Here is a 26,427-nt window from a genome sequence, read left to right as displayed (position 1 = left end):
AGGTGATTAGAGTAAAATCTAACCACCTTTTTTGTTTGGAAAAAAGAAGGAGGTAAAAATGCGAATAAATGATTTTCATAACATTTTGGAGCTTGTAAAACAAGATATTTTACAAAGTGATGCAGAATATCTGAAGCTCCTAAGGGTTGTCGGAAACAATCAAAGATATGACTTTAGAAGTCAATTAAGTATCTATGATAGAAATCCTGAAGCGACAGCCTGTGCCAAGTTCGATTATTGGAGGGAACGATTTAACCGAACTGTTATGAGAGGGCAGAAAGGTATCCCTATTTTAGAGGACTATGGCACATACAAGAAAGTGGACTACATCTTTGATATAGGTCAGACAGTTTCAAGAAACAGAGATGTCAATGAAGTCAATCTTTGGAGATTCGATAAGGAAGCTCATCAAGATGTCTTAAAGGAAATGATAAAAAGTGAGGGATATGAAGAGAGTGAAAGCATCTTAGAAAATATCTTTTCTTTAAGCAGGCTTTACGGAGATGAAAAGATAGATAGACTTATGAATGAGCTTAGAATAGCAGATGAGGATAGAATATCTTTTACAAAGTTTGTGAGGGACTCAATAAGCTATGCAGTTGCTTCAAGATTTCAGCTTGATTATACTATGGATAACGAACTTTTAAGAGAGAATTTTCAAAGACTTGATAGCATATCCCTTATGCTACTTGGTGAAACTGTATCGGATATTAGCAGCACAGTCATTGATCAGACGATTCAAAAGAGCAAAGAGATTGAGCTTCAAAAAGAAGTTTTAAGAGGAAAAGAAGCAGGATATAATAAGATTAAAGAAGAAATTGAGGAGGTAGAAGAAAATGTACTTCGACGAGATGATCAGAAAAGAAATGAAAACGAGCGAGTTCTCCGAAATGGAGAGTACGGACGAGATAATAGAGAAAATCAGGGAGAATACGCTAAACAGCTTGGAGGAACAGGCGGACTTCATGAAAGAATTCCCGAATCCGACTTACGCAGTGATGAGGCTGGATTATCTATCACAGAGCGAGGAGCAGAGCCACTTCGAGATGTTGGTAGACCTATACAAGGAGAAGAAGCTGACAGGACACCTGATGGATATTCAGAAACAAGCGATAGACTTTATGAGAACGGAGAAGCCGAAATTGATGGCAGCGTGGAAGATAGAGGACGAGAACAATCTGCAGTATGGGGCAATGATCTCAGCTCTGAAAGAGATGACCATCAAGGAAGTGGTAGAAATCTAAAAGAAAATATTGAAGTAGAGATAAGAGAAGCTGATAAGGCTTCTTTTTCTTTACCTGAGAATTCTTATGGACAGATGAGGCTTACTATTCCTCTTAATCAGAAAGAGATAGACACTATCCTTATTAACGGAGGGAACCACGATGGAAGTAGACTTCCTCTTATTGCTGAGTTTTCCAAAGGAAAGAGCAATGAAGAATTAGGAGAATACCTCAAAGATACCTTTGGGGGTGGAAACGGATTTTACATTGATGAAAGAGGGGCATCTTCCTGGTATTCGGATAAAGGCATTCATTTAGCTTATGGGACTTCAGCAAGAGAAGATGATACGCAAATTCTAAGCTGGAATGATGCAGCAAGTAGAATAAATGAGCTTTTGGAAACTGGAGAGTTTGCCACAAATGTGGAACTTTCAGAATCCCTTGATTATGAAAGAGATAGAATTTCAGAATCCCTATGGTATATATATCACGATTTAAGCGAAGAAGGAAAAGCACATGGGTATTTTGATTTTATAGAAAGAGGTGGTGACTTTCCGGAAGAAACGAAAAGATTGTCTGAAGCATTAAAAAATCCTGAATACCTAAAGGAAACAATCAAAGAATACAGTAGGTTCTTAGCAGGCTACAAAGAAAACAGAGGTGTACTAAGATTTCATTATCACAAGGTAGATAACCTTTATCAGAAATTACAGGAACTTGATCTGCCACGAAAGGAATATAGTACCAATCTGACAGAATTTCCTAAAGTAAAGCCATTTATTACAGATGACGAAGTTCTTGCTACCCTGTCAAGAGGAAGCGGAATAGATAAGGGAAAAGAGCGAATTACAAAATTTTTCAAGGAAAACCATACGCTTCAAGAAAAAGCTAACTTTTTAAAAGATGAGTATGGCATAGGTGGAAGCTCTCATGCTGTTTCAGGTGCAATGGGAAGTGATGAATGGCACGATGCTAAGGGACTTAAATTACAGAAGAAAGATTGCAGTGATGTATTTCTTACTTGGTCAAGTGTGGCAAAACATATTGATGAGCTGCTTTCTAAAAATCTTTATCTTGAGGAAAAGAAAATAGAAAGTAATACAGAGATAGAAGAAAAAGAACCGCAATATTATTCCAAAGACAATCCTGAAAACTTAATGACGGATGAAATGCTTGAAAGAGTGCCTGAACTTTATGCACAAGAAGATGTATCTTTAGCAGATAAGCAAGTTCATGCTGCATATATCATTCCATTGAGAAGTAATTGGACTTGGTATATGACAGAATACGATAGGGAAAGTGGTGATGCTTTCGGACTTGTACTTGGGATTGAACCTGAATGGGGATATTTCAATCTTGAAGAATTGAAAGAATTAAATGCCCAAAGGCTTATTTTAGAAGATTTTCCAAAGACCTTTAGAGAACTTAAAGATACGGAACTTGTCAAGCAGATGGATGAGCAGGAGCTTCAATCAGCCTTTAATGGGGAGCTTAGCTTTGAAGAAGAAACAGAGCTTGATGTATCTGAAGAAACAGAAGAAAGAGTAGCTGCAACACCTGTTCAAGGAACGCTATTTGACTATCTAAAGGAAAGAGAGGAAGTAGAACTTAATGAAGAAAAGGAAAGTCTTACCGATGAATTTGCAGTTAAAGAAGGCGATACCGTCTATTTTTACCATGAAGAATACAGGGTTAGGGAGATTTCTAAAAACAAAATCACAGGAAGAAATGATTTATGGCTTGATCCGGTAAGAAGTGGCAATCATCAAATCCCGATTGTAGCATTTGATGGGGATGAGGATTTATTAAAGCAGGTAAGCATTGAAAGACCAAATTTTATTGTTGGTGATGAAGTTAAATATAAGGATAAAGCCTATACCATCACACGCTTTGATGATATGGGAGATAACCTAAAGACAGTAACGGTTAAGGACAATACAGAATATCTTGGCGGTATGATAACAGGCTCCGATGTAATTTCTTATCGTCTTGAAAGTGACCTTGAGAGGGTATTTCAAAATCTAACCTATACGAAACTTGAAAAGACTATTGAGGAAGTAGAAATAAAGAAAACTGAGGCTCATAACTTCAAAATCACAGAAGAAACGCTGCCTGAAAAGTTATCTCCAAGTGAGAGATTAAACAATAACCTTGAAGTAATCTCTATGCTTAATCGTGTAGAGAGTGGACAAAGAGAGCTTGATAGTACCGCTCAGGAAACTTTGGCAAAGTATGTAGGATGGGGCGGACTTGCTGATGTGTTTGACGAAAGTAAAGAGGGACAATGGGAAGTTGCAAGAAGTTTCTTAAAGGAAAATCTATCACCATCTGAATATGAAGCTGCAAGAGAATCTACCTTAACGAGCTTTTACACACCGAAAGCAGTTATTGACAGCGTATATAAGACACTTTCTGATATGGGATTTAAGAGCGGTAATATATTAGAACCAAGTATGGGAGTAGGAAACTTTATCGGTAATCTTCCTGATGAAATGAAAAAGTCCAAGTTTTATGGTGTGGAGCTTGATTCGGTAAGCGGTCGTATTGGAAAACTCTTATATCCTGAAAGTGAAGTGCAAATTAAGGGATTTGAAGAAACTACCTTTTCCAATAACTTCTTTGATGCAGTTATCGGTAATGTTCCCTTTGGAGAATATAAGGTAAATGACAGGGAGTATAACAAAAATAATTTCCTTATCCATGATTATTTCTTTGCTAAATCCATTGATAAAGTAAGAAATGGTGGTGTTATCGCCTTTATCACATCTTCAGGCACAATGGATAAAAAGGACGAAAGTGTCAGACGCTATATTGCAGCAAGAGCAGAGTTTTTAGGAGCAATCAGACTTCCAAATGATACTTTTAAGGGCGTTGCAGGAACGGAAGTAACATCGGACATTATTTTCCTAAAGAAAAGAGATAGTATTAGAGAAAGGGATGAGGACTGGGTACATCTATCTGAAGATGAAAAGGGACTTGTATATAACAAATACTTTGTAGATCATCCCGAACAGGTACTCGGCACAATGCGTGAAGTATCAGGAAGATTTGGAAATACCCTTGCTTGTCTACCGAAAGAAAATGCTGACTTAAAGGAATTACTTACAAAAGCAAGTGAAGAAATCTCTAAAGATGCTAATTATGAAGAAATAGAGCTACTTGATGATGAAATCAGCACAATACCCGCAACAGACGATGTCAAGAACTTTTCCTATACCATTATTGACGATGAGGTGTATTACAGAGAAAACTCTCTATTTGTAAAGAAAGAAGTAACGGATAAAAACAAGGAAAAGATTAAGGATTATCTTGAGCTGAATGCTGCCCTTAAAGATGTTATCTATAAGCAAAAGGAAGATTTTTCTGATGATGAAGTAAGGAAAGTTCAGGAGAAGTTAAATGAAGTCTATGACAGTTTTTCTAAAAAGCATGGGTATGTTAATAACCTTTCTAATACCAGAGCCTTAAAAGAAGATAGTAACTTCCCTCTTGTTTCCTCCATTGAAATCCTTGATGAAGAAGAAAACTTTAAGGAAAAAGGTGATATTTTTTCAAAAAGAACAATTACAAAGGCAAAGACTATCGACCATGTAGATACTTCTTTAGAAGCTCTTGTGTTATCTATGTCCGAAAAGGGTTATGTGGACTTTGACTATATGGAAAGCCTGACAGGAAAAGACAGATCGACTTTGATAGAAGAATTAAGGGGAGAAATATACCTAAACATCAGGGAAGAACAGAACTTTTACAGACCACTATCCTTTAACTTGGAAGATGGGGATTTACCTTTCGCCTGTGCAAACGGCAGCAATTCATATAAGTATGGCTATGTAACAAAAGATGAATATTTATCAGGAAATATCAGGGATAAAATCGCCATTGTTGACAGTTATCTATCAAAACTTAGACAAACGGAAAGAGAGCTACCTCATCTTGGATATGCGGAAGATGGCAAAGAAAAAGAGCTGATAAGCTATGAGATGAACCGTTTAGAATACCAAAAGGCAGAGCTTGTAAAAGTTTTACCAAAGGAGCTTGAAGCAAATGAAATCAATGTAAGACTTGGTGCTACTTGGATACCGATTAAAGATATTGAGAAATTCATCTTTGAAACACTGAAAACTCCGGGCTGGGCAAGATGGGATATTAAGGTTAAGTTTTCAAATCTTACAAGCGAATGGAATATTGAAGGAAAAAGCAAAGACAGAGGAAATGACCTTGCTGAAATGACCTACGGTACAAGTAGAGTAAGTGCCTATAAGCTGATTGAAGATGCATTAAACCTTAAAGAAACGAAAGTATTTGACCAAATTGTAAATCCTGACGGCTCCAAAACTTCTGTGCTAAATAAAAAAGAAACGCTTCTTGCAGGGCAGAAACAAGAACTTCTAAAGGAAGAATTTAAGAACTGGATATTTAATGATCAGGAAAGAAGAAGCAGACTTGTAAAACTGTATAATGAGCGTTTTAACTCTATCAGGAATCGTGAATATGACGGAAGCAACCTGTCTTTTGAGGGGATGAATACTAAAATAGAGCTTAGACCTCATCAGAAAAATGCTATTGCAAGAAGCCTTTACGGAGGAAATACGCTTCTTGCCCATGTGGTTGGTAGCGGAAAGACCTTTGAAATGGTGGCTTCCGCAATGAAATCTAAAAGGCTTGGGATGTGTTCCAAGTCTTTATTTGTTGTACCGAATCACCTGACAGGTCAAATTGGCAGAGAGTTTATGCAGCTTTATCCGTCAGCTAATATTATGGTGGCAGATAAGAAAGACTTTGAGCCGAAAAACAGAAAAAGGTTCATAGGAAGAATTGCTACTGGCGAATATGATGCGGTTGTAATCGGGCATACGCAGTTTGAAAAAATTCCGATGAGTAAAGAATATCAGGAAAAACACATTCAGGATCAGATTGATGAAATCATCAACTATGTTGAGGAATATAAGCATGATAGAAATCAGAACTTTACGGTAAAGCAGCTTGAAAAGACCAAGAAAAAACTGGAAACAAGGCTTGAAAAATTAAATGATGATTTTAAGAAAGACGATGTCATTACCTTTGAGGAATTAGGCGTTGATAAGCTCTTTATCGACGAAGCACACAATTACAAAAATCTCTATCTCTACACAAAAATGAGAAATGTAGCAGGGATTGGGCAGTCTGAAGCCTTTAAGTCCTCCGATATGTTTATGAAGTGTAGATATATGGATGAAATGACGGGTGGAAAAGGTATTGTATTTGCCACAGGAACTCCTGTATCAAATTCCATGACGGAACTTTATACAATGCAGCGTTATCTTCAGTATGAAAGTCTTAAAAAGAATAATTTAGAGCATTTTGATAGCTGGGCATCTACCTTTGGGGAAACACAGTCTGCCTTTGAATTATCTCCGGAGGGAACAGGGTACAGAGTTAAGACAAGATTTTCAAAGTTCTATAATCTTCCGGAGCTTATGTCTATGTTTAAGGAAGTTGCAGATATTCAAACAGCAGATATGCTGAATCTTCCAACACCTGAAGCACATTATGAAGTTATTAAGACTTTGCCAAGTGAGGAGCAAAAGGAAATCCTAAAGAGCTTATCCGAAAGAGCTGATGATGTCAGAAACAGAGTGGTAGAACCTGATGAAGATAATATGCTGAAAATTACCAATGACGGTAAGAAACTTGCTTTAGATCAGCGTTTAATCAATCCGTTGCTTGCTGACAATCCTGATAGCAAGGTCAATATATGCGTGAAAAATGTGTTTGCCATTTGGGATAAGACAAAAGAAGATAGGTCAACACAGCTTCTATTTTCCGATATGTCTACACCAAAGGGTGATGGTAGTTTTAACATTTATGATGATATTAGAGATAAACTTGTAGATTTAGGGATACCAAAGGAAGAAATTGCCTTTATCCATGAAGCAAACTCCGACAAACAAAAAGATGAACTCTTTGCAAAGGTAAGAAAAGGAGATGTGAGGATATTACTCGGCTCTACTCAGAAGATGGGAGCAGGTACGAATGTCCAAAACAAGTTGATTGCACTTCATGACCTCGATGTCCCTTGGCGTCCTGCCGATTTAGAGCAGCGTGCGGGTAGAATTGTAAGACAGGGAAATGAAAATAAAGAGGTAAATATCTATCGTTATGTAACGGAGAATACCTTTGATGCGTATTTGTGGCAGACCATAGAGAATAAACAGAAGTTCATATCTCAGATTATGACAAGTAAAACACCTGTCAGAGTGGCGGAAGATGTAGACGAAAGCTCCCTTAATTATGCGGAGATTAAAGCACTGGCGACAGGCGATCCGAAAATCAAAGAAAAAATGGATTTGGACAATGAGGTTACAAAACTTAAAATGCTGGAAGCAAACTACAAGTCCAACCGTTACAGATTAGAGGATAAGGTCGCAAAAAATTATCCTGAAGAAATCACAAGAACGGAAAAACTCATTGAAGCTGTAAAGAAAGATATGGCAAATGTAGAACCTAAAGCAGAGGGTGAGGAAAAGTTTACTTCGATTACCATAAAAGACGAGAGAATATTTGATAAAAAGATTGCAGGAGAAAAGCTACTTGAAGCTATTTCTAAAGTAAAAATCAATGAAAGTAAGATGATAGGCAAGTATAGAAATATGGATTTAGAGGTCAGTTATAACTTCTTTACCAATGAGCATAATTTCAGCTTAAATGGTGCTGCAAAGCATTCAGGAGAGCTTGGCACAAGTGCAGACGGTAATATCATAAGATTGGATAATGCCATTGAGAAAATGCCTGAGAAATTAAATAGACTTGAAGAAAAACTTATCAGCACAAAGGAACAACTGGAAAATGCCAAAGAAGAATTAAAAAAGCCTTTTGAAAAAGCCGATGAGCTGAAAAGTAAGGTATTAAGACTTGCGGAACTGAATAAACTGCTCGACATGGGAGAGGTGGAAGAAAAGAAAAATGACAATCCTCTTGTGGAAGATGTAAAGAGAGCGATTATTGACTTCTGTAACAGAGAGTATGAAGAAAACCACAGCTATGATGAGTTTGATACCTTGTATCCTGACTTGAAGCATATCGGTATCGCCTATACCAATACACCGGATGAAAGGCATGGTATTCAGTATGAGCTTGATTTAGAGGAGAAAACTTGGACACAGTACATTGATGATACACCCATAAAAACTGTGAGCTTTGATTATGAGAATAAAGGAGAGAATGAAGCTCTAAGGAATATGAAAAATGAAATAGAGCTGTCCTCTTTTAGTGATTTGGTTTATGTTGATTCTGAAGATTTAAGAGCAGCAACTGGACTTGATATTGATGATGAAGGAAACTTCTATGATCCACTTTCTAAAGACCTCGATAATGACGGTATTCCTGATAGATATGACAATGATTTTAAGGATAGCGACTATTTTGAGTCAACTTATGATGTGGAAGATAACTTGCATACCAAAGAGGAAGCCACGCAGAAAACGGGTGATAAACCATCTATCTTAGGACAGATAAGAGCTTATCAAAGCGAGAGTAAGGCAGAAGAAAAACAAACAACAAAAGAACAGGAATATGTACGATAAGGGAGCGAAAAGCTCCCTTTTACCATGAAAGGAGATAAAAATATGGATTACAAAACAATGAGAGATAAAATTGAGGATATGGTAAATGATAATCACAAGAACTTTGTTAAGGCGGTTATCAGCATGGAAAAAGGTATCAACGATGAAAGTGCTTTAGATAAGCTATACGATGCCTATATGGATAATGACAGCCTTAATTTACTGCATGAGGAATTTGACTATATGATTGAGGATTTAAGGGAACAGGGACAGATAAAAGACCTGCCTTATGTTCAGGAAGAAAAGGATAATCTTATCAATATTGTCGGAAATATTGTAGGCAAGGTCGATGTCATTGAAAGAGAAAATAAGAGTGGAGAAGCCTTTAAGGTGGTAAATTTCTCCGTAGTATCCAAAGATGATGAGGGTAATAAGGTGTATCATAATTGCTCCGCTTATGGAGAAAAGAGTGATATTCCCAAGGACTTTAAGCAGGGAGATTTTGTGAAGCTCTTTGGTCAAATCAGAACTTCCATTGACGACAATGGAAAGGAACATAGTAGTGTAAGGATACTTTCTTCAAAATTGTTAAAGGCAAAAGAGCAGATGAAAGGACAGGAAGAAAAGAAAGAATCTGTGCTTGAAGCTATCAAGAAATATCAGGCTGGAGATAAGGAAAAGCCTAAAGAAAAGAAAGAAGCAAACAGAGAGGCTGAGAGATAAATATATGGTCGGTGTGGTCTTAGGACTGCACCGGCTCTTTTTACATACGATAGTATTGGAAAAGAGAATATATTGATGTAAAAACAGAAAAAATATGATATAATATTATTACTCTATATTTTGATGAATGGAGGAAAAAGGATGAGAACTTTCAGTTATAAGAAGTTGTTTAAAAAACTTATAGATTTGGATATGACTAATAATGAATTGATGGAGAAGGCAAATATCAGTAAAAGTACATTTTATAAGATAAAGAATGGACAAAATGTTACCACAGATGTTTTGCTTAGAATTTGTAACACCTTAGAATGTAATATTGAAGATATTATAGAAATTAATGACATTAAGGAGGTCAAATAATTATGAAAAGAATTTTTATTAGTTTTGCAATTGAGGATGAACATTTAAGAGATTTTTTAAAAGGACAAGCGAAAAATGAAAATAGCCCCTTTGAATTTGTGGATATGTCAGTTAAAAAACCATGGGATTCACAGTGGAAAACAAATTGTAGAACAAGAATAAAAGGCTGTGACGGTGTGATATCAATAGTCACAAAGAACACAAAAAATGCAGATGGACAAATTTGGGAAATGAAGTGTGCAAAAGATGAAAATATTCCAATTGTTGGAATATACGGAAATGATAGTCACTCTGGAGTTACCATTCCAAGTGAATGCGGATATATTAGACTAATGGATTGGACATGGTCAAACATTTCAAAGTGGATTGATAATATATAATGAAAGAGAGGTTTTAGGATGAGTAGAAAAGCACTTGTTGTTGGTATTGATGATTATCCGAGTTGCCCTTTAAATGGATGTGTAAATGATGCAGAAGAAATAAAAAACTTACTTGAAACAAATGGAGATGGCTCTCCGAATTTTGAAGTTAAGTTTGCTCCAAATATACAGACAAAGGATGAGCTTTTGGATCTGCTAAATGCTCTTTTTTGTGAAGGTGATTCTGATATCTCATTGTTTTACTTTTCAGGTCATGGAACAGATGAAGTTACGGGGAAGATAGTTACACCTGATTTTAAAGGCAGAGATATGGGAGTATCAATGTCGGATATCTTGGCTTTATTAAAACAGTCAAAAAGTAAAAACAAAGTTGTCATATTGGATTGCTGTTTTTCTGGCAAATTTGGAGAGTTGGGAGTCATTTCATCAAATGAAACAGTATTAGGCGAAGGTGTGACAATTATGACTGCCAGCAGTAGAGATCAATACGCTGTAGAAAATGGAATTACTGGCCATGGAGTATTTACTGAATTGTTAATTCAGGGATTGTTGGGTGGAGCCGCTGATGTTGGCGGAAATATCACACCAGCAAGTTTATATTCATTTGTTGATCAATCGTTGGGAGCATGGGAACAACGACCTCTTTTTAAAACAAATATATCCAGATTTCTTCCGATTAGAAAAATAAAACCTAAAGTTCCTATTGAAGTTTTAAGGAAGTTAAGTGATTATTTTCAAAATCCTGATAGTGAATATTCTTTAGACCCATCTTTTGAATTTACTAATAATCCAGAGTATGAAATTGAAATTAAGGAACCATATGCAAAAGATGAAAATATTAATAAATTTAAAGAACTACAACTGTATGAGAGTGTTGGTTTGATTGAACCAGTCGATGAGGAACATATGTATTTTGCGGCAATGAATAGTAAGTCATGCAGGTTGACTCCTTTAGGATTGCATTATTGGAAATTGTCAAAAGATAAAAGATTCTAGGAGGAATATATATGATTTTAACAAATGAATTTTTAAGAAGAGAATCTATAAAAAGAGACATTAGTAATGCATCGGAAACAAGGATTTTAAATGAAAATTACATGGTTTTTTCAAAAAAAGAATCATATGACTTGTTTATATCACATAGTTTTTTAGATAAAAAACTGATACTAACACTAATTGATTTATTTAACAATGCAGGTTATTCTGTATATGTAGATTGGATAGATGACAAAAATTTGGATAGAAATAATGTATCGCCTAAGACGGCTAATGTTATTAAAAATAGAATATCTAATTGTAAAGGCTTATCTTATATCGCCACTAGAAATATTGTTAATTCAAAATGGTGTCCATGGGAATTGGGGTTAGCAGATGGCATGTTAAATGGAAAATCATGTATACTGCCAGTAATGGAAGAATCTAGTACTTTTAAAGGTCTTGAATATTTAGGTCTTTATCCATACATAGAATATGAAAAAATAAGTGGAAAGAGTACTTATGAGTTCTGGGTTATAGATCAAGGCGATAGTAGTAGATATGCTTCTCTAAAGAGCTGGCTAAATGGAGCTGCACTAGAAAGACATTAAAAACAATAAGGAGATGGCTATCGCTCCATCTCCTTACCCATATAAATTCCATAGTTTTTGCGTATTTTGTAAAGTTCATCCATGTGGAGACGATAGCATTATTGTCCAAACTTGATGTTGATAAACATATAGATTTTGGAAAATAATATTATTACAAATAAACAGGCAGAAAGAATAGGTATCAAAAGGCATGTCTTAGCTTCACTTGCCCAAAAAGGTGAACTGGAGAGAGTTAAAAATGGCGTCTACAAGAAAAAAGATGCCGTAGATGATGATTTTGCTGCTATATCACTTAATAATGAGCAAGTTGTCTTCTCTTTTCATACAGCTTTGTATCTTCTTGGATTTAGTGACAGAACACCTAATGTTTTTCATATCAGTGTTCCACAAGGGTATAATGCAGGGCATATCAAACGTAAATTTCCTAACATCAAGGTGCATTATATAAAGAGAGATTTTTTCATTTAGGAGCTATTAATAAAAAAACACCGCTTGGTGCTTCTGTTAAATGCTATAACATGGAAAGATGTATCTGTGATATTATTTTGGGAAGGAAATCAATTGATGAGCAGATATTTATTAATGCAATGACCGGATATTTTAAGAATCAAGATAAAAATATCAGAAATCTTATTAAATACAGCAAGATTCTTGGCATTGAAGATGAAATCAGAAAATATGCAGAGATTTTATAAATGATAGGTTCAGAAAGTGTGAAAGAGAAAATATTTATGTTCAGACTATGAGTGGTTGCATTCAAAAAGTGAAAATAGAAAACAGGAGGAAAAAATGGCAAGATATGAACTTGGCGCAATCTATAAGATACCCGCACAAATACCTTACTACGCTCGTCTCTTATCACACGATGTATACGGTATATTTGAACGAACAGACAAAGAAATTTGTCACGAAACATTCGAAAAAACACCATATCGTCTATATATTTCTACAGGCTCCTTTGCAGTAAAAAGAGGATTCTGGGGAAAAATTTTACCGTCTCCGGATAAAAAAGATTCCGAGCGTTGGAGCACACCTTCCTACTTAATTTATTTCACTCCTTGGGACATTAAAGCTTCTCTTGAGAGATGCAATGCATCTGACAAAAACGGGTGTTCAACATTAATCACTAAAGATGAATATATACAGTGTCTAAAAAAAGGCTTTCTTTCAAATATCTTGCCCATGTACGAGAGCATTCCCAGATTTTTGGACAATGTGTACGATAATTGGCCGGAAAGTTATATTTATTCAAATATTAACTGTGCTTGTGGCACTGTCGAACATCAAAGAAAGCAGGTAGATGCATTGAGAGAATTGGGGTATGATGTCACGAAATACGAATAGCACTGGTTTTTATAAGACGGAAGGTGAGTTATGAAAAAAGAAGAATTACTTGCTCTGTGGAATGGAAAATATTGGGACTCTCGTAGCAGTGGTATTTATTTTATAGGACATAAATTTGAACAAGAATTACAGTTTAACTTCAGCGGATATTGTGAAGAAGATATCCATTCCATTCCATGTCACTTTATGGAAAAGCTTGCTACCAAACTGAATGAATTAGATAAAAAAGCACATCGGATTATCGAAGATACATTCCATAGCGAAAATACCGAAACAATATCTCTCACAGATATCTTATTTGATGCCAGTGGTTGCTATAACGCATTTGCTTTCGGATACCATGTCGGTGAATCTCCTGCTGGAGAATTATATTTTTTAGTAAAATTTGATGATAATTTCCAACCGGATTCAGAACTTATTTATGAGATATATTAAGGAGTGATAAATTGAGTGCTTACAACACTAGAGAAAAAACTTTGCTTATTCTTAAAAATAAAATGTCTATGGAATATGCGTATAATTTGAATGCAATTGAAGGGAATACTTTGACTTTGCAAGAGACCGATATGGTCCTTAGGGAACTTACAATTAGCCAAAAATCATTAAAGAAACATTTGAGTATGTAAAATAACTTGTTAGTAAAAACATTGAGATCTTTGAAAGGGTGATTAAAGATATTCATTATTTGGTTCTAGCGGATAAAAAAGGAGGATAGAGGAATTAATGTATATCCAGTTTCCTGGACATAAATGTTAACTGGATGATATCTACCTCAAAAGTACCCGTAAATAGGTAGAGGTAAGTGAAAAATTTTACCGCGAGCACACCCGTTATGATGATGTTTTCCTTGGACTGCCAGACGGGAAAGGAAGATAGAGACACGTGCTCACTAATTGACACCTTAGCGATAATGTTCTGTCAGTTAAAGAAATCATCCGTGATCGGATTGAACTTGAACAACTGTTTAAGAGATTAGAGTAGATTATACCTGAAGTAGTAACCATCGGCAAATTGCATCAGGAGGGCATGATTGATGAGATAATTGCAATATGTATTGCAATCTTTACATTTTGTATATGAAAATAAATATTATAAAAAGTACGTAAAAACAGTCAACAATTTATTTTAGCTTATGCTATAATTTAGCTGACAAAAATTTAGAAATGTTAACTAGAAGAAATTGAAACCATTTTTGATTGGTTTTATATGATAATTAAAATCTGTTTATATTTTTTACATAAAGTTAAGTGACCTAAAATATTATGAGTATTTACTGTGAAATTATTAAGGTGTAAATGATCTGCGCTTCAATATGGGAGGAGTAATGAAATGAAAAAAAGAAGCAAGCAAATTTTTAAAAGCACAGTTTCGTTTTTGGTTATCTTTTTGATGATAATATCAAGTACAATTCAATTATCTTCAAAAACTAATTCTGGTGGATTCCCTAATGATGCCACAGGGGTATCCCCAGATGGTAGATATTACTCAGCAGGTAACAATAATCGTTTAGGTATGGTTACATCGGACGAGTCTCATACTCCGGTAGAACTGTTCGGTTTTTGTATGGCAAACAGCAAGAAATACCCCGGATACAATGCTGCTAAGGATGAATATTTTGGTGTATATGAACAAATATTAAATCTAAACAAAGAAAGTTTTAATAAACTGGTTAGAGATAATCACTTACCGGGTAGCGTTTCTACAAGTCATGACGTGCTTTGGAATAAAGTATCTAAGCTTATTTATATTTATTTAAAAGATCCTACAAATGTTATTGGAAGATCAGGTTGGGCAACTAAACAAGATGCAATTAATGAATTCCATACTGTTGTTCAAAATGAAATATGGCGTTATACAGATGGTTACAAAGTTGATAAAGATAGTAACCAATATTGGTTTTATAAATACTCAGAACAGGCTCGAAAAGCGGTATATTTATTGCGTGAGGCTGTAGACAATATTACTGTACCTGCTGATTTTGAACTTCGTGGTTATAAACCTAGTCAAATCGGATATCAAGCTATTGTAACCGGTAGATTAAAAAAAGACCAACCTGTTGGAGAAATAAAGACAACAGTAACAGCCGGGGGAAAAACTTCAACTGAAAATGAAATTGCGACATTAAAGGGAAATGATACTAAAGGTGGAGTTGAAGTTTCCGATAAGATAACATATAAAGGACTTTATCCAAATGCAGAATATGATGTAATAGGTGAAATTTACGAAGTAAAAGATGGAAAACTTGTTAATCCGGGGCGTCCTGTTTCTCTGGTTAATAGTAGTAATTTAAAACCGAATGCAACAGGAAATGGTGAATGGATATTAAATTTTGGCAAGCTTAATTTAGAAGCAGGAAAATCTTATGTAGTATTTGAAAAAGTTGTTTCATTAGGAAATGTGATAGATACGGATGGAGATGGAAAACCGGATAAGAAACAAGAGTTATTACATCAAGATCCGAAAGATAAATCACAAACATTTACAATTTTACCTAAGGAAATAGTTGAAAAAGAAGTGATTTTTAGTAAGGTAAACATAGCGTCAGAAGAAATCGCGGGAGCCAAAATTCAAATAAAAGATGAACAAGGGCAAGTGGTAAAGGAGTGGATATCTAAAGAAGGACAAAGTGAAACAGTTAAGTTAAAAGCCGGAACCTATATATTCCATGAAGAAGTAGCTCCTAACGGATACTTAAAAGTTACAGATATTACTTTTGAGGTGGATGAGCAAGGAAAAGTTACAGTTAAAAATGCAAATGGAAATGAAGTGAAAACAAATGGAAATAAATTAACGGTAACAGATAAGAAAGAAGTGCTAACACCAGAAAAACCATGGACACCAATGATACCACCAACAAGAGATGTCAAAGTAACAATAGATTGGAAAGGATCAGATGGTAACAAGATAAAAGCACCTGTAGATAGTATCAAAGTAGAACTGTATAAAGATGGAACAGCAACAGGTAATGTAAAAGAGTTGAACAAAAGAAATAACTGGACAGTAACATTTAAGGGATTGCCGGTATCAGCGACGCTGGGTGGAAAAAACATAAGTATACAATAAAAGAAGTTGGAGAAAATTCAAATAGTGTTTTGATTGGTGGAAAGCGATATAAAGTGGCTTATAAAGGAAATATGAAAGATGGTTTCATAATAATCAGCCAAAAAGAAACTTCAACAAAGCCTTTCACACCAACACCAAATAATCCGGGATCTAATAAGCCACGAGTGCCAAATACAGGAGATAGAAATAACATATTCCAATATACATGGTTCATGTTCACCTCAGGAGTATTACTGGTACTAATAGGATATAGACGTAAAAATCAAGTATAGTAGAAATAAGGAATGAGTAAAGATTATACAATAGGAATATTTTTCATTGTTATAATTGGGGGAGACTCTTTACACTAAAGTGTAGAAGTTCTCCTTTTTTGATGTAGGAGACTTAGGGTGACTCATTGTTTCCTCTTTCAATGTTGTCTTTACAAACATCATTGATGTCTTGCAAAGGAAACTGCTTAGACAACTGTGTGATGGAGAACTTCTTTGGAAAGATGAAGAATGAGATGCTCTATGGACATGAATATGAATTCCATACGTTGGAAGAATACAGACAAAATTAAAAGGCCTAACTCCTTGTCAGGCAAGAAATCAAGCCTTATCATGTCTGCCAATTAAAGTGTCCAAGAAATTGGGTGCACTTCAAAGTATTAGAAGTTTTACTAGATTTTGTATCATCATCAGTAGGATCGCTTACAAATCCTTTTAAGCTATCCAACAAATAAAATATGCTTCAGAAAAAAGATAAATATATCAAATAATACTATTCCAAAGTATTTGGCATATTTTGAAAAAGCTTATGTTTTGTATGTTGCTAAAAGATAGGATAAAGAAACTCTCTAAAACGAATTGATGATTTCTTTAGGAAAATCATTATTGTTAGAGATAATATAATGCCAAGATACGATGAGTATGGAATTTACTACAGACGATAAAAATGATTAGAAAGTCTTGTCAATTGGAAAGAACTAACGAGAGAGTTACATTGACTTTTTAACAATAATAAAATAAGATACTATCCGAAATAACGATAATCAGGAGGAGTACAGTGATAAAATTTGATGTGCGAAAGTCTATTCAGTATAGGTATATCAAATATAAATTTAAGCGAGAATGCCTTAAAAATGAAGCTTTACAAAATTTAAGCGAAGATGAGAAAGAAAAAATCTTAATGAAAGCTACGAAAAATACCAGAAAAATAACTTGGCTTATCATCACGATATACATACCTGTTATTTGTTGGTTTATATTCGGTTTTATCGGAAATAGTAAATATGTAGATAACACTTTTGTAAAGTGGTTTATCGGCATTTATGAATCGACATTTCCTTTGGTTAATGGAAGTTGGGGAAGTGCTTGGTATGAGAAAAAAGGAACTGTTTTAACCATTTTCATTAAGTTGTTTCCAGCACTTATCATTCAAGTAGCACCACTTTTCATTTCTATGATGATAGCAGCCAATAAAATTTTGAAAAAGGAGATAAAAAACGGTATGGGAGATAATTGTTTTTAGATATGCGATTTCCTCAGTACTTATATTTCGTAAATTTTAAAATAAATGTGAAAAGAATCAGGTCTTATCATGTCTGTCATTACAGGATGAATACCAATAACCATATTTTGGATGTTATATCAAACGATGAACCAAGTATCAAAAAGGTTGAAATGAAACGATGGGTAAGTTTGTGAAAATGAAATTTGAGATGTTCAATGTGGTCATATGAGTGGTTGAATGATTCCTGGTTGTGATATAGTATGCTTACCTTAGATAGAAACTAAAATGATAGGAGGTAAATATCGTGAGTTTAATAGGGAAAAAAATAGAAGAATTTAGTGTTCCGGCGTATCACAATGGAGAACTAATAACGGTAACGGATAAAGATTTGGAAGGAAAATGGAGTGTTCTTTTCTTTTATCCAGGGGATTTTACTTTTGTATGTCCAACGGAGTTGGAAGATTTAGCTTTGATTTATGATCAGTTTAAAGCGATTGATTGTGAAATTTATTCAGTATCAACAGATTCAGAATTTGTTCATAAGGCATGGTGGGATGCTTCAGAAACAATCAAAAAAATTAAATATCCAATGATTTCCGATAGATCTTTTCATCTTTCTGAACAATTTGAAGTTTTAATTGACGGAGAAGGGCAAGCTTTAAGAGGAACTTTTGTGATTAATCCACAAAATGAAGTGGTTTTATATGAAGTTAATTCCAATGGCATAGGAAGAAATGCTAAAGAATTGTTAAGGAAGCTTCAAGCGGCTCAATTTGTTGCACAACATGGCGATCAGGTATGTCCTGCTAGATGGGAACCTGGCAAAGAAACATTAACACCGGGATTGGATCTGGTAGGCAAGTTATAATGTTCAAAAGTGAGTACCATAAATGATTATGGTACTTTTTTTGTTTTGAGCTGATATATATGGTTTACTATGTTTATATTCTGATAGATGACTACTTTGAAATCATGAAAATAATGAAGAAATTTAAAAATGGAAATAAATTAGATGTTACTGATGTAAGAGAAGAAATGGAAAATAAATGGTAGATGAAATACATCATGATATGGTTTTAAAGAATGATAAATAAAAGGTTTATAGAGTAAATTAAAAATGCCAAAGGTTGTGATAAACGACACTTTTGGCATTTTTATGAGTGATTTATAAGTAACTCATTTCTGGATAGATACTCAATGTTTTGATAGATGAAATTCTTAGTCTATTTTTAGAATATCTTTTACAGCAGTGGTGATTGTATTCACGCTTACACCATAGATAATTTGATAACTCTTTCCACTATGAACACAACCCATCGCTTCTAAGTATTTTTTCCAATCTTCATCTTCCACTACTTTTGTTTCATCTTTAACAGTGACACGAAGACGTGTTGCACAACAGGTAACACTTTCAATATTATCAGCACCACCAAAAGCTTCTACAATTCTTGCTTCTAGACGATCATTATCAGAATTTTGGTTTTTAAGTTTTTGATATTCTTTCTTACTGATCAGTTTCACCTCATCATCTCCTCTTCCTGGAGTTTTGATGTTAAATTTCTTAATCATAAATTTAAATGCTACATAATAGGTAACAAATGTCAGAGGTAATAAGTATAACAATGAGAAAATATGTACTTTGTTTGGTTGGAATAAATTTGGAATCATAAAGAATAATGCGTTTCCATTAATAGATACTTTCGTTAATTCTGTTAAAACATAACATATTCCACATAATGGTGCATATACCAACCAATATAAAATTGGTGAAGCAAATAAGAAAGTATATTCAATTGGCTCAGAAATACCGACCAAAGCTAATGTCAGTACTGCCGGTATTAGCAAGGAAGCAACCTTCTTTCGGTTTTCCACTTTTGCACATTTATACATAGCAAATGCAGCACCAGGTAAGCCCGCAAATTGGAATAATATTCTTCCCGTTGTAAAGTTACGAACGATATATCCCGTAGCACTGGCAGAAGCCGCTTGACCAACGATAATATTTCTAACCCCTTCATAAACCGTCCCATCAATGGTCATTGTTCCACCGACAGCGGAGTATTCAATTGGGAAGGCAATTAAATGATGAATACCAAACGGTAATAGCGCTTTGTCAATGAAACCGAATAACCATGTTCCAAAGTATCCTGAAGACGTGATCAATTTCGTAATGGATTGTAATAGACCGGCAAAAATTGGCCAAATATAATAAGTAACGATGGCTAACGGTACAGCCAGAATAGTGACCATGATAATGACAAATTTTGTTCCTTGGAAGAAAGCAAACATGGAATTAAACTTTGTTTCACAAAATCTGTTGTGAATAAATCCTGCTGAAATACCCGCGATGATACCGCTAAAAATACCCATGTTGAAGGTGAAGATTCCCGAAACAGTTCCCCACAGTGCATTGAAATTTAAAGCTGCTCCTTGTGTATATCCGATTTTAATTAAATTCTTAACGGCAACGGTTTCTGCTGTCCATCCTTGTGCTTTCGCATAAGTACCAATACAGGTAATATAACAGAAGAACATGATGATGCCGGCAAATCCTGCCCACCCTTTCTCTTTTTTCGCTAATGTGAATGAAATGCCGATAGCAAACCAGAGTGGCAAGTTGTTCATAAACATGAATCCTATTTTTGTAAACATGGTGAAGATTGTATTTATGATATTTTTGCCTGGCATAATGTAGTTTGTTACTGCAGCGCCGATACCTACATAAAATCCGACAAGCACTAACAAAATGATTGGAACCATCATTGCGCCTGCAAATGATTGTAATTTCTCTTGAATCAGTTTCATTTTCTCCTCCTACTAGTATGGTTTTAGTTTAGCAAGGAAATCGCTTACAAAATTTATCTTGAAATAACACTTCATTGTGGCAATTATATACAAATGTAAATATCCACGTTTATAATGATAAAAATGGAGTTTATATATGCCACTTAATATTTATACCATTGCTATTGCAATGCTAACAGAAACAGAGACATTTACCTATGAAATCATTTCAAACAAGGTAAAATTATCCAATAAAACCGTCCGTAATAACATGCCTGAAATCATTTCGCTATTTCATAATTACAAAATAAAAATTCAGAAAAATCCAGGTATCGGAATTCGCTTACATGGAACGAAAGAAGACATTTTAAAATGTTATCACTTTTGTGAAACCGAAGTAACCAAAAGCACGCGAGTCTCTTCTGAAATACGGCAGAATATTATTGCATTTCTTCTGTTGACCAGTTTTCATAAAGTGACGATTTCCATGTTAGAAAGGAAATTGTATATTACCCGTCCTAGTATTTATGATGATTTAAAGCACATCAAACAATTTTTCTCAAAATATAACATCACTATTTCTAAAAACAGAAAAACAGGTCTTTGTATTTTGTCCGGTGAAAAGCGGATTAGACATTGTTTGTTGGATTTAACTTGTTCTATGCTGAATCACGATATATCCGTCTACTCTTTATCGCCAGAAGTTTATCAATATCTAAGTGATAGAACTCAAGTATCTATCATACAAAAAATCAGAAATTTCATTCTTAAAACCGCTAAAGAAACTCATACAAAAATCACAGAAAGTGACTTACAAAGAGCCGTTTTATTTGTGCAAATTGCCATTTTCAGAATGCAGGCTCACCAGTTTACTTCTCTGAATGCAGGTACAGCGCAAAAAATTAAAAACTCTGAAGTTCGCCATTATCTGGAAGAACATCTAAAAACACTAACTCGTCATTTCCATGTGGAATTATCCGATGAAGAAATGATTTATCTCATTGCTCAGTTGTCGGTGTACCTTTGTTCGACAGATGAATATATATCGTGAATCCAGCAATCCCATTTTGCTGCTAGAGATCATTCATCAATTTACAAATCATATAAATTCGATTGTAAAAATCAAAAACACAAAACAATTTGAAAAAGAATTATTTCCATTTCTAGAAAAGACGATGCAAAAATTCAACTTTGAATACGATTGCTATAATCCGAGTACAGATCTTATTATCCATAAATTTCCAAAACTATTTTCAATTGCCGGTTCTATAAATACTTTTACAGAAAACACTTTACAAGCCACTTTACCAAAAGATGCTATTGCAACAATTACGTTGCTTTTGGCATCGGTGCAGGAAATTCAATCCGATACAATTGTTTGCGGATTTTGGTCACAAGCACACTCATTTAAAAAGAAGTTATTTTTAAATATACTTCACACATCTGCCTTTCATATGAAAATTATCGAGCTTCAAGATGAAGTGGAATTACAAAACTTTCATGGCGATTTTATTTTGAGTACGGTTGATCACGTCTCTTCTGATATAGAAGTGATTTCAATCCCTGAGTTGATGAATCCGGAGTTCATACATTTATTAAATGAAAAAATACAAGATATCCGTCAAGAAAAAAGAAATGGTTTTTTTAGATAGACCATTTCCCATCTTGCATCAAGGGAATTACTTCACCATTTTTCGTGTGGGCTATAATAGTGATACTGAGATCTCCAAATATAACATCTACATGGGAAGTTGAATAATTCAAATGAGCTTTTTCAAACTCTTCTTTTGTGAATTTTATTTTTTGGTGGATGCTACATGGATAGGCACATCCAAGAGCAAGATGGCAAGCTGCGTTTTCATCTAGTATTGTCGTATGAAAGACAGTATTTGTTTTGGAAATTTCTGTTGTTCCCGGTAAAATAGCAATCTCACCACAATAGGAATTATTCTCATCCGCATGGACGATTTCTTCTAATAATTCCTGGTTTTTCATAGCGTTATATTGAATTAGCTTTCCATGTTCAAAGCACAATGTAAAATCATCTGCAACTCTACCAGTATGACAGAGCGGTTTGGTGTTGCACATCACACCGGTTACACCGGTCTTTTTAGGGGCTGTAAATATTTCTTGTGTTGGAAAATTAGGCATGTAACGAATATTCTTGTCTGTTATCTCACATCCCCCTACCCAAGCATGGTTATCAACCAGTTCGACATTTAAGTGAGATTTTTCAGTTGTAAATGATAATGATTTAAATTGCTGTTGATTCAAATAGATAACCTGTTTTTGAATGTTATCAATCCTTTGATTCCATAAAGAAATAGCATCATCTAAATTGGCTAGTGTAATGTCAAAATACAAATCCCATAATTTTGTCAGAGCATTCTTTTCTTTTGGGAAAAGATAATCGGCCCAATATTGTGTTGGGATTACGGTTTTACAAGAAACGATATTACCTTGTTGTCTTTTCTTGTTCCGAAATGAAAGATTGTGGCGATTTTCGATTTGTTTGAGGCTTTGTAAGGCGTCAGCTTGATTTTCTTGAAAATAATCAATTCCTCTTCTGATTTCCAAATAGGCACAGTTATTTTTTAATAAGTCTTCTTTTATGGCGTATCGTTCTCTTAAATCATTATCGTATGTTGTAAAATGACCATGATAATTCTTCAACAGCGAATCGTAAGATTGGGTGAATTGATAGGTGATATTTGTGACTCCTAATTGCTGGGCTTTGACATCAAAGATTTCTTTTAAGTAGGTGTATTCATCCGGTAATGTAATGTATAACGGTTGACCGCCTTGAATGTTGATGCCTACTTGTAACCAGATATCAATCAGTTTTTCTAGTTGTTTTTTCATACTTTTCATCTCCTACTATATATGTAGTATAATCCCTTAAAGTTGTATGGTCGTAATGTCTGATTACCGTAGTGTATAGGAAATACACTACATGTCGATGACATGATGTCTATAAAAATGAACTGTATCGCAAAAGTTTCGGAGGCATTTGTTTGGTATAAAAGTACCACATTCTATTGGTATATAGCGAAAAAAACAAGTCTTTTATTTTCTCTTATAATGCTTGTATCAGGAGGTAGTATGGAGTTCATAAATTATCAACCGACAAAGATTGTATTTGGGAAAAATAAAGTCGATTCACTGGCTCAATATGCACTTGAATATGGTCAGAAAGCTTTTGTGATTGGGCCTGTTCTATGTGAAGCGATACAGCCTTTATTGGCACGAATCGAAAACATACTTTCCAAAAAAATGACATTTCAAACTTTCTATCAAGTAGAACCCAATCCCTCTATTCGTACAGTTGATGCGGTAGTGAAAATGATGCGTGATTTTGAACCGGATGTTGTTATTGGCGTTGGTGGCGGATCGGTTCTTGACGTTGCGAAAATCAGCTCAATTCTGTATGGGAATAAACAGTATACATGGGATTTCTTGTTTGATACTTTTAATGATTTTCGAAAGCATTATGAGAAGATGACGAATCGACTACCGTTGTTTGCTATTCCAACCACATCTGGAACCGGATCACAGTGTACACAAGCGTGTGTGCTTACGGATACAGATAAACTTAAGAAAACGATTTTTCATCAAGATCTTTATGCCACGTTAGCCATTTTAGATCCAACTCTGACTTTGTCATTACCACCAGCCATTACAAAAGCAACAGCGTTTGATGCCTTTTCCCATTGTGTGGAATCTTTTCTAAGGAGTGAAAATTCGATTTGTAATCTGTTGGCAAAAGAGGGGATTAAAAAAGTCACAAAGAATTTACCGCTTGTTCTAAAGGAAAATCGCATTGAATATCGAGAAGAATTGATGCTTGCGGATACATTTGGAGGAATTTCATTAAGTAATTGTGGTGCGATGTTACCTCATCCTCTTTCGGAAATCATCGGAAGTTATACAAATATATGCCATGGTGAGGCTTTGGCTATTGTTTATCCGCCTTTTTTGCATCATACATTACAAAAGTATCAAAAGAAATACGCCGCTCTTGCACGGTATCTTTTCCCAACAAGGAAATTTTCTGATGAGATTGATGCCGCAAAATGCTTTATAGAAATGGTAGATACATTTATGCAGGAATGCGAATTAAACAAACATATTTCGGATTACAACATGGATCAAGATACCATTGATCATATCCATATGTTTATTACAAATTTGCATTTACCGATGGAATCAGAAGAAACAATAGAGAATATATTAAAAGAAATATGGTCAGAAAAGGAGAGATGAATGATGAAACACATTAAAATTGCGGCCGGACTTGCTCACATTAATTATGGAAAATTAACACAACTTGTTAGGGAAGCGGAAGCGGCGGGTGTGGATTATATCCATTCCGATGCGGCGGATATGCATGATTTGCAAAATATGAAGTTGATGGGGGGATGGCAAATTATTCAGGCAATCCGTCCGGAAGTTAAAATACCAGTGGAATGTCATATTTATACGGTTTCCATGGATAAAATGTTTATTGAACAAATTCACGCTGCCGGCGCAAACATGTTGATTGTTCCTGCCGAACATTTTATAGGAGCACAACTAACGTATATTATTAACTGGTGTCGAGAAAGGAACATTAAAGTTGGTTTGACGATCGGTTGTTATACGCCACTTTGTTTTGTGGAAGAATCCATTTATGATATTGACCGCTTACAAATTGTTACACATGGTGTGGATGAAACGGATGGCGCAGATAACTGGGGATGGAGAAGAAGCGTTACTGATTTAGTTGTACGCGCTCGCAAACTGATTGATGAAAAAAATCCGAAGTGTGAACTTGCACTGGATGGTGGGTTACGGGCGGATAATATGGAACCGTTAATTGCTTGTAATCCTGACGTTATCATCATGTCTTCAGCTATTTTTAAAGATCCAGAAGGGATCACTGCCGCTGTCAAAAAATGCCGTAAAGTAATCGATGATGCGGCCGAAAAGTTCAATTTGGAATAATGTTTAGGACGTCATTTAAAGAAATTGGTTTCTTGGTGTTATCTTCCGGTCTGACTGCTTTGGCAGTCAGGCTCTTCTTTGTGGAGTATTCATTAACGCCTGGTGGAATTACGGGGATGGCTATTATATTGAGTTCTTTGCTCCGATTACCGGTTGATTTTATTTCTCTTTGTATTTCAGTGCCACTGTTGATGATCAGTTTTTTTGTGTTAGGGAATAAATTTGTATTTAAAACGATTCTGATTACAGTTATGATACCGTTATTCTTACGAATGATACCGCAGATACATGTGGTCAATCACATACTCATTGCTTCTATTTTCGGCGGGATACTGGTCGGTATATCGATTTCTATTGCCATTCGAGAACGTTGTGCAACAGGAGGCACGGATACAATTGCTTATTTAATACAGAAAATGAATCATCGATGGAAGTTATCTAAAATCATATTTATGATTGATATGATTATTGTGATATTTTCTTGCGTGATATCGAAACAATTTTATACCTCTTTTTTCTCTGCCATTTCATTAGGTATAATTGTTATGACCATCAAATTATTAACAGCTAATAAAGTTGAGAAAAGTGCACTCCCATAAATCAAACATTGATTAGGGAGTGTACTTTTTTATGACTTAAAAATAACACGCTTCGTTCTAAATGGTTTAAACGCCGTAACCTCAATGACCCAAGAAACAAGATGTCTATTTTAAAAAGGTCTGAAAACAGAATAAATCTTCCTAATAATGTCTAATGTTCCGAAATATATTTGTTTGAAAATCTTTATATGAACTTGATGGATTTATGAAAATAAAGATTATTTTCTATGTTGACAACGAAAGCGTCTGGATATGATTTTGTAAAGGAGAAAAGATAAGTTCATGAATGTATAAGATGGGAATAAAAACCAAAATAATTGTTTTTGTAATTTATATTTAATTTCCCA

General features: G+C 34.8%; 20 protein-coding genes and 1 pseudogene. 18 read left to right on the top strand and 3 right to left on the bottom strand.

The window, feature by feature from the left end; translation table 11 throughout:
* The first annotated feature begins 58 nt into the window (after window positions 1–58).
* The 10 genes from HMPREF9013_RS04575 (at window position 59) to HMPREF9013_RS04525 (ending at window position 16,220) form a co-directional block, all read left to right on the top strand.
* Window positions 59–8,785 carry a helicase-related protein gene (locus HMPREF9013_RS04575; RefSeq protein ID WP_006627215.1) on the top strand — a complete coding sequence of 2,909 codons (8,727 nt, stop codon included), beginning with the start codon at window positions 59–61 and terminating at the stop codon, window positions 8,783–8,785.
* A 42-nt stretch (window positions 8,786–8,827) separates the two neighbouring features.
* Window positions 8,828–9,487 (top strand): hypothetical protein, encoded by a 660-nt coding sequence (locus HMPREF9013_RS04570; RefSeq protein ID WP_006627214.1) that lies wholly within the window; start codon window positions 8,828–8,830, stop codon window positions 9,485–9,487.
* A gap of 123 nt (window positions 9,488–9,610) precedes the next feature.
* The gene (locus HMPREF9013_RS04565) at window positions 9,611–9,847 is read left to right on the top strand and encodes a helix-turn-helix domain-containing protein (protein ID WP_456297472.1); all 237 of its coding nucleotides are present in this window, start codon (window positions 9,611–9,613) and stop codon (window positions 9,845–9,847) included.
* Window positions 9,848–9,849: 2 nt separating this feature from the next.
* Entirely contained in the window at window positions 9,850–10,227 is a 378-nt protein-coding gene (locus tag HMPREF9013_RS04560; RefSeq protein ID WP_006627212.1) for a TIR domain-containing protein, read from the top strand.
* A gap of 18 nt (window positions 10,228–10,245) precedes the next feature.
* Window positions 10,246–11,223 carry a caspase family protein gene (locus HMPREF9013_RS04555; protein ID WP_006627211.1) on the top strand — a complete coding sequence of 326 codons (978 nt, stop codon included), beginning with the start codon at window positions 10,246–10,248 and terminating at the stop codon, window positions 11,221–11,223.
* A gap of 11 nt (window positions 11,224–11,234) precedes the next feature.
* Window positions 11,235–11,813 carry a TIR domain-containing protein gene (locus HMPREF9013_RS04550; protein ID WP_006627210.1) on the top strand — a complete coding sequence of 193 codons (579 nt, stop codon included), beginning with the start codon at window positions 11,235–11,237 and terminating at the stop codon, window positions 11,811–11,813.
* Between the two features lie 135 nt (window positions 11,814–11,948).
* The gene (locus tag HMPREF9013_RS07565; protein WP_198002130.1) at window positions 11,949–12,281 is read left to right on the top strand and encodes a type IV toxin-antitoxin system AbiEi family antitoxin domain-containing protein; all 333 of its coding nucleotides are present in this window, start codon (window positions 11,949–11,951) and stop codon (window positions 12,279–12,281) included.
* A gap of 321 nt (window positions 12,282–12,602) precedes the next feature.
* On the top strand, window positions 12,603–13,157 hold the full coding sequence (locus tag HMPREF9013_RS04540; RefSeq protein ID WP_006627208.1) for a hypothetical protein: 555 nt from the start codon (window positions 12,603–12,605) through the stop codon (window positions 13,155–13,157).
* 30 nt (window positions 13,158–13,187) lie between these two features.
* A complete protein-coding gene (locus HMPREF9013_RS04535; protein ID WP_006627207.1) occupies window positions 13,188–13,592 on the top strand; it encodes a hypothetical protein in 405 nt (134 codons plus the stop codon).
* 894 nt (window positions 13,593–14,486) lie between these two features.
* Window positions 14,487–16,220: a thioester-forming surface-anchored protein gene (locus HMPREF9013_RS04525; RefSeq protein ID WP_156780642.1), complete on the top strand. Its 1,734-nt coding sequence runs from the start codon at window positions 14,487–14,489 to the stop codon at window positions 16,218–16,220.
* Between the two features lie 58 nt (window positions 16,221–16,278).
* Here HMPREF9013_RS04525 and HMPREF9013_RS07470 read toward each other — a convergent pair whose 3' ends face one another.
* Entirely contained in the window at window positions 16,279–16,434 is a 156-nt protein-coding gene (locus HMPREF9013_RS07470) for a hypothetical protein (protein ID WP_006627204.1), read from the bottom strand.
* A gap of 222 nt (window positions 16,435–16,656) precedes the next feature.
* Here HMPREF9013_RS07470 and HMPREF9013_RS07465 point away from each other — a divergent pair.
* The 3 genes and pseudogenes from HMPREF9013_RS07465 to ahpC all read left to right on the top strand — a co-directional run.
* Window positions 16,657–16,782, top strand: a pseudogene (locus tag HMPREF9013_RS07465) (IS3 family transposase); the annotation flags it as partial.
* Window positions 16,783–17,267: 485 nt separating this feature from the next.
* Window positions 17,268–17,732: a hypothetical protein gene (locus HMPREF9013_RS04520; RefSeq protein ID WP_006627202.1), complete on the top strand. Its 465-nt coding sequence runs from the start codon at window positions 17,268–17,270 to the stop codon at window positions 17,730–17,732.
* 286 nt (window positions 17,733–18,018) lie between these two features.
* Complete coding sequence (gene ahpC / locus HMPREF9013_RS04515) at window positions 18,019–18,582, top strand: alkyl hydroperoxide reductase subunit C (protein WP_006627201.1); 564 nt, start codon at window positions 18,019–18,021, stop codon at window positions 18,580–18,582.
* Window positions 18,583–18,932: 350 nt separating this feature from the next.
* On the opposite strand, the gene HMPREF9013_RS04510 is transcribed toward ahpC, so the two are convergent.
* The gene (locus HMPREF9013_RS04510; protein ID WP_006627199.1) at window positions 18,933–20,519 is read right to left on the bottom strand and encodes a PTS transporter subunit EIIC; all 1,587 of its coding nucleotides are present in this window, start codon (window positions 20,517–20,519) and stop codon (window positions 18,933–18,935) included.
* Window positions 20,520–20,655: 136 nt separating this feature from the next.
* Here HMPREF9013_RS04510 and HMPREF9013_RS04505 point away from each other — a divergent pair, with 136 nt between their 5' ends.
* Together HMPREF9013_RS04505 and HMPREF9013_RS04500 are read left to right on the top strand one after the other, a co-directional pair.
* On the top strand, window positions 20,656–21,549 hold the full coding sequence (locus HMPREF9013_RS04505; protein WP_006627198.1) for a helix-turn-helix domain-containing protein: 894 nt from the start codon (window positions 20,656–20,658) through the stop codon (window positions 21,547–21,549).
* Entirely contained in the window at window positions 21,533–22,150 is a 618-nt protein-coding gene (locus tag HMPREF9013_RS04500) for a PRD domain-containing protein (protein ID WP_006627197.1), read from the top strand. The genes HMPREF9013_RS04505 and HMPREF9013_RS04500 overlap by 17 nt, the downstream gene beginning before the upstream one ends.
* On the opposite strand, the gene HMPREF9013_RS04495 is transcribed toward HMPREF9013_RS04500, so the two are convergent.
* Entirely contained in the window at window positions 22,143–23,360 is a 1,218-nt protein-coding gene (locus HMPREF9013_RS04495; protein ID WP_156780640.1) for an aminopeptidase, read from the bottom strand. The genes HMPREF9013_RS04500 and HMPREF9013_RS04495 overlap by 8 nt on opposite strands.
* A 240-nt stretch (window positions 23,361–23,600) precedes the next feature.
* Between HMPREF9013_RS04495 and HMPREF9013_RS04490 the strand changes: the two genes are divergently transcribed.
* Genes HMPREF9013_RS04490 through HMPREF9013_RS04480 form a run of 3 tightly spaced genes read left to right on the top strand, consistent with a single transcriptional unit; the run spans window position 23,601 to window position 26,080 of the window.
* Window positions 23,601–24,761 (top strand): iron-containing alcohol dehydrogenase, encoded by a 1,161-nt coding sequence (locus HMPREF9013_RS04490; RefSeq protein WP_006627195.1) that lies wholly within the window; start codon window positions 23,601–23,603, stop codon window positions 24,759–24,761.
* A 3-nt stretch (window positions 24,762–24,764) separates the two neighbouring features.
* The gene (locus HMPREF9013_RS04485) at window positions 24,765–25,481 is read left to right on the top strand and encodes a ribulose-phosphate 3-epimerase (protein WP_040333592.1); all 717 of its coding nucleotides are present in this window, start codon (window positions 24,765–24,767) and stop codon (window positions 25,479–25,481) included.
* On the top strand, window positions 25,481–26,080 hold the full coding sequence (locus tag HMPREF9013_RS04480) for a YitT family protein (protein WP_006627193.1): 600 nt from the start codon (window positions 25,481–25,483) through the stop codon (window positions 26,078–26,080). Before HMPREF9013_RS04485 ends, HMPREF9013_RS04480 begins: the two co-directional genes overlap by 1 nt.
* Window positions 26,081–26,427 lie beyond the last annotated feature (347 nt).

The organism is Bulleidia extructa W1219, assembly GCF_000177375.1.
Classification (GTDB): domain Bacteria; phylum Bacillota_I; class Bacilli_A; order Erysipelotrichales; family Erysipelotrichaceae; genus Bulleidia; species Bulleidia extructa.
Note: the sequence above shows the minus strand (reverse complement) of the source record. Positions and strands in the feature narration are given on the sequence as shown.

Coding starts and splice junctions, on each gene's coding strand:
- HMPREF9013_RS04480 (WP_006627193.1), top strand. CDS start 25,481: ATGTTTAGGACGTCATTTAAAGAAATTGGTTTCTTGGTGTTATCTTCC.
- HMPREF9013_RS04555 (WP_006627211.1), top strand. CDS start 10,246: ATGAGTAGAAAAGCACTTGTTGTTGGTATTGATGATTATCCGAGTTGC.
- HMPREF9013_RS07470 (WP_006627204.1), bottom strand. CDS start 16,434: ATGAACCATGTATATTGGAATATGTTATTTCTATCTCCTGTATTTGGC.
- HMPREF9013_RS04560 (WP_006627212.1), top strand. CDS start 9,850: ATGAAAAGAATTTTTATTAGTTTTGCAATTGAGGATGAACATTTAAGA.
- HMPREF9013_RS04550 (WP_006627210.1), top strand. CDS start 11,235: ATGATTTTAACAAATGAATTTTTAAGAAGAGAATCTATAAAAAGAGAC.
- HMPREF9013_RS04535 (WP_006627207.1), top strand. CDS start 13,188: ATGAAAAAAGAAGAATTACTTGCTCTGTGGAATGGAAAATATTGGGAC.
- HMPREF9013_RS04500 (WP_006627197.1), top strand. CDS start 21,533: ATGAATATATATCGTGAATCCAGCAATCCCATTTTGCTGCTAGAGATC.
- HMPREF9013_RS04540 (WP_006627208.1), top strand. CDS start 12,603: ATGGCAAGATATGAACTTGGCGCAATCTATAAGATACCCGCACAAATA.
- HMPREF9013_RS04510 (WP_006627199.1), bottom strand. CDS start 20,519: ATGAAACTGATTCAAGAGAAATTACAATCATTTGCAGGCGCAATGATG.
- HMPREF9013_RS04495 (WP_156780640.1), bottom strand. CDS start 23,360: ATGAAAAAACAACTAGAAAAACTGATTGATATCTGGTTACAAGTAGGC.
- HMPREF9013_RS04565 (WP_456297472.1), top strand. CDS start 9,611: ATGAATGGAGGAAAAAGGATGAGAACTTTCAGTTATAAGAAGTTGTTT.
- HMPREF9013_RS04575 (WP_006627215.1), top strand. CDS start 59: ATGCGAATAAATGATTTTCATAACATTTTGGAGCTTGTAAAACAAGAT.
- HMPREF9013_RS04525 (WP_156780642.1), top strand. CDS start 14,487: ATGAAAAAAAGAAGCAAGCAAATTTTTAAAAGCACAGTTTCGTTTTTG.
- HMPREF9013_RS04490 (WP_006627195.1), top strand. CDS start 23,601: ATGGAGTTCATAAATTATCAACCGACAAAGATTGTATTTGGGAAAAAT.
- HMPREF9013_RS04570 (WP_006627214.1), top strand. CDS start 8,828: ATGGATTACAAAACAATGAGAGATAAAATTGAGGATATGGTAAATGAT.
- HMPREF9013_RS04485 (WP_040333592.1), top strand. CDS start 24,765: ATGAAACACATTAAAATTGCGGCCGGACTTGCTCACATTAATTATGGA.
- HMPREF9013_RS04505 (WP_006627198.1), top strand. CDS start 20,656: ATGCCACTTAATATTTATACCATTGCTATTGCAATGCTAACAGAAACA.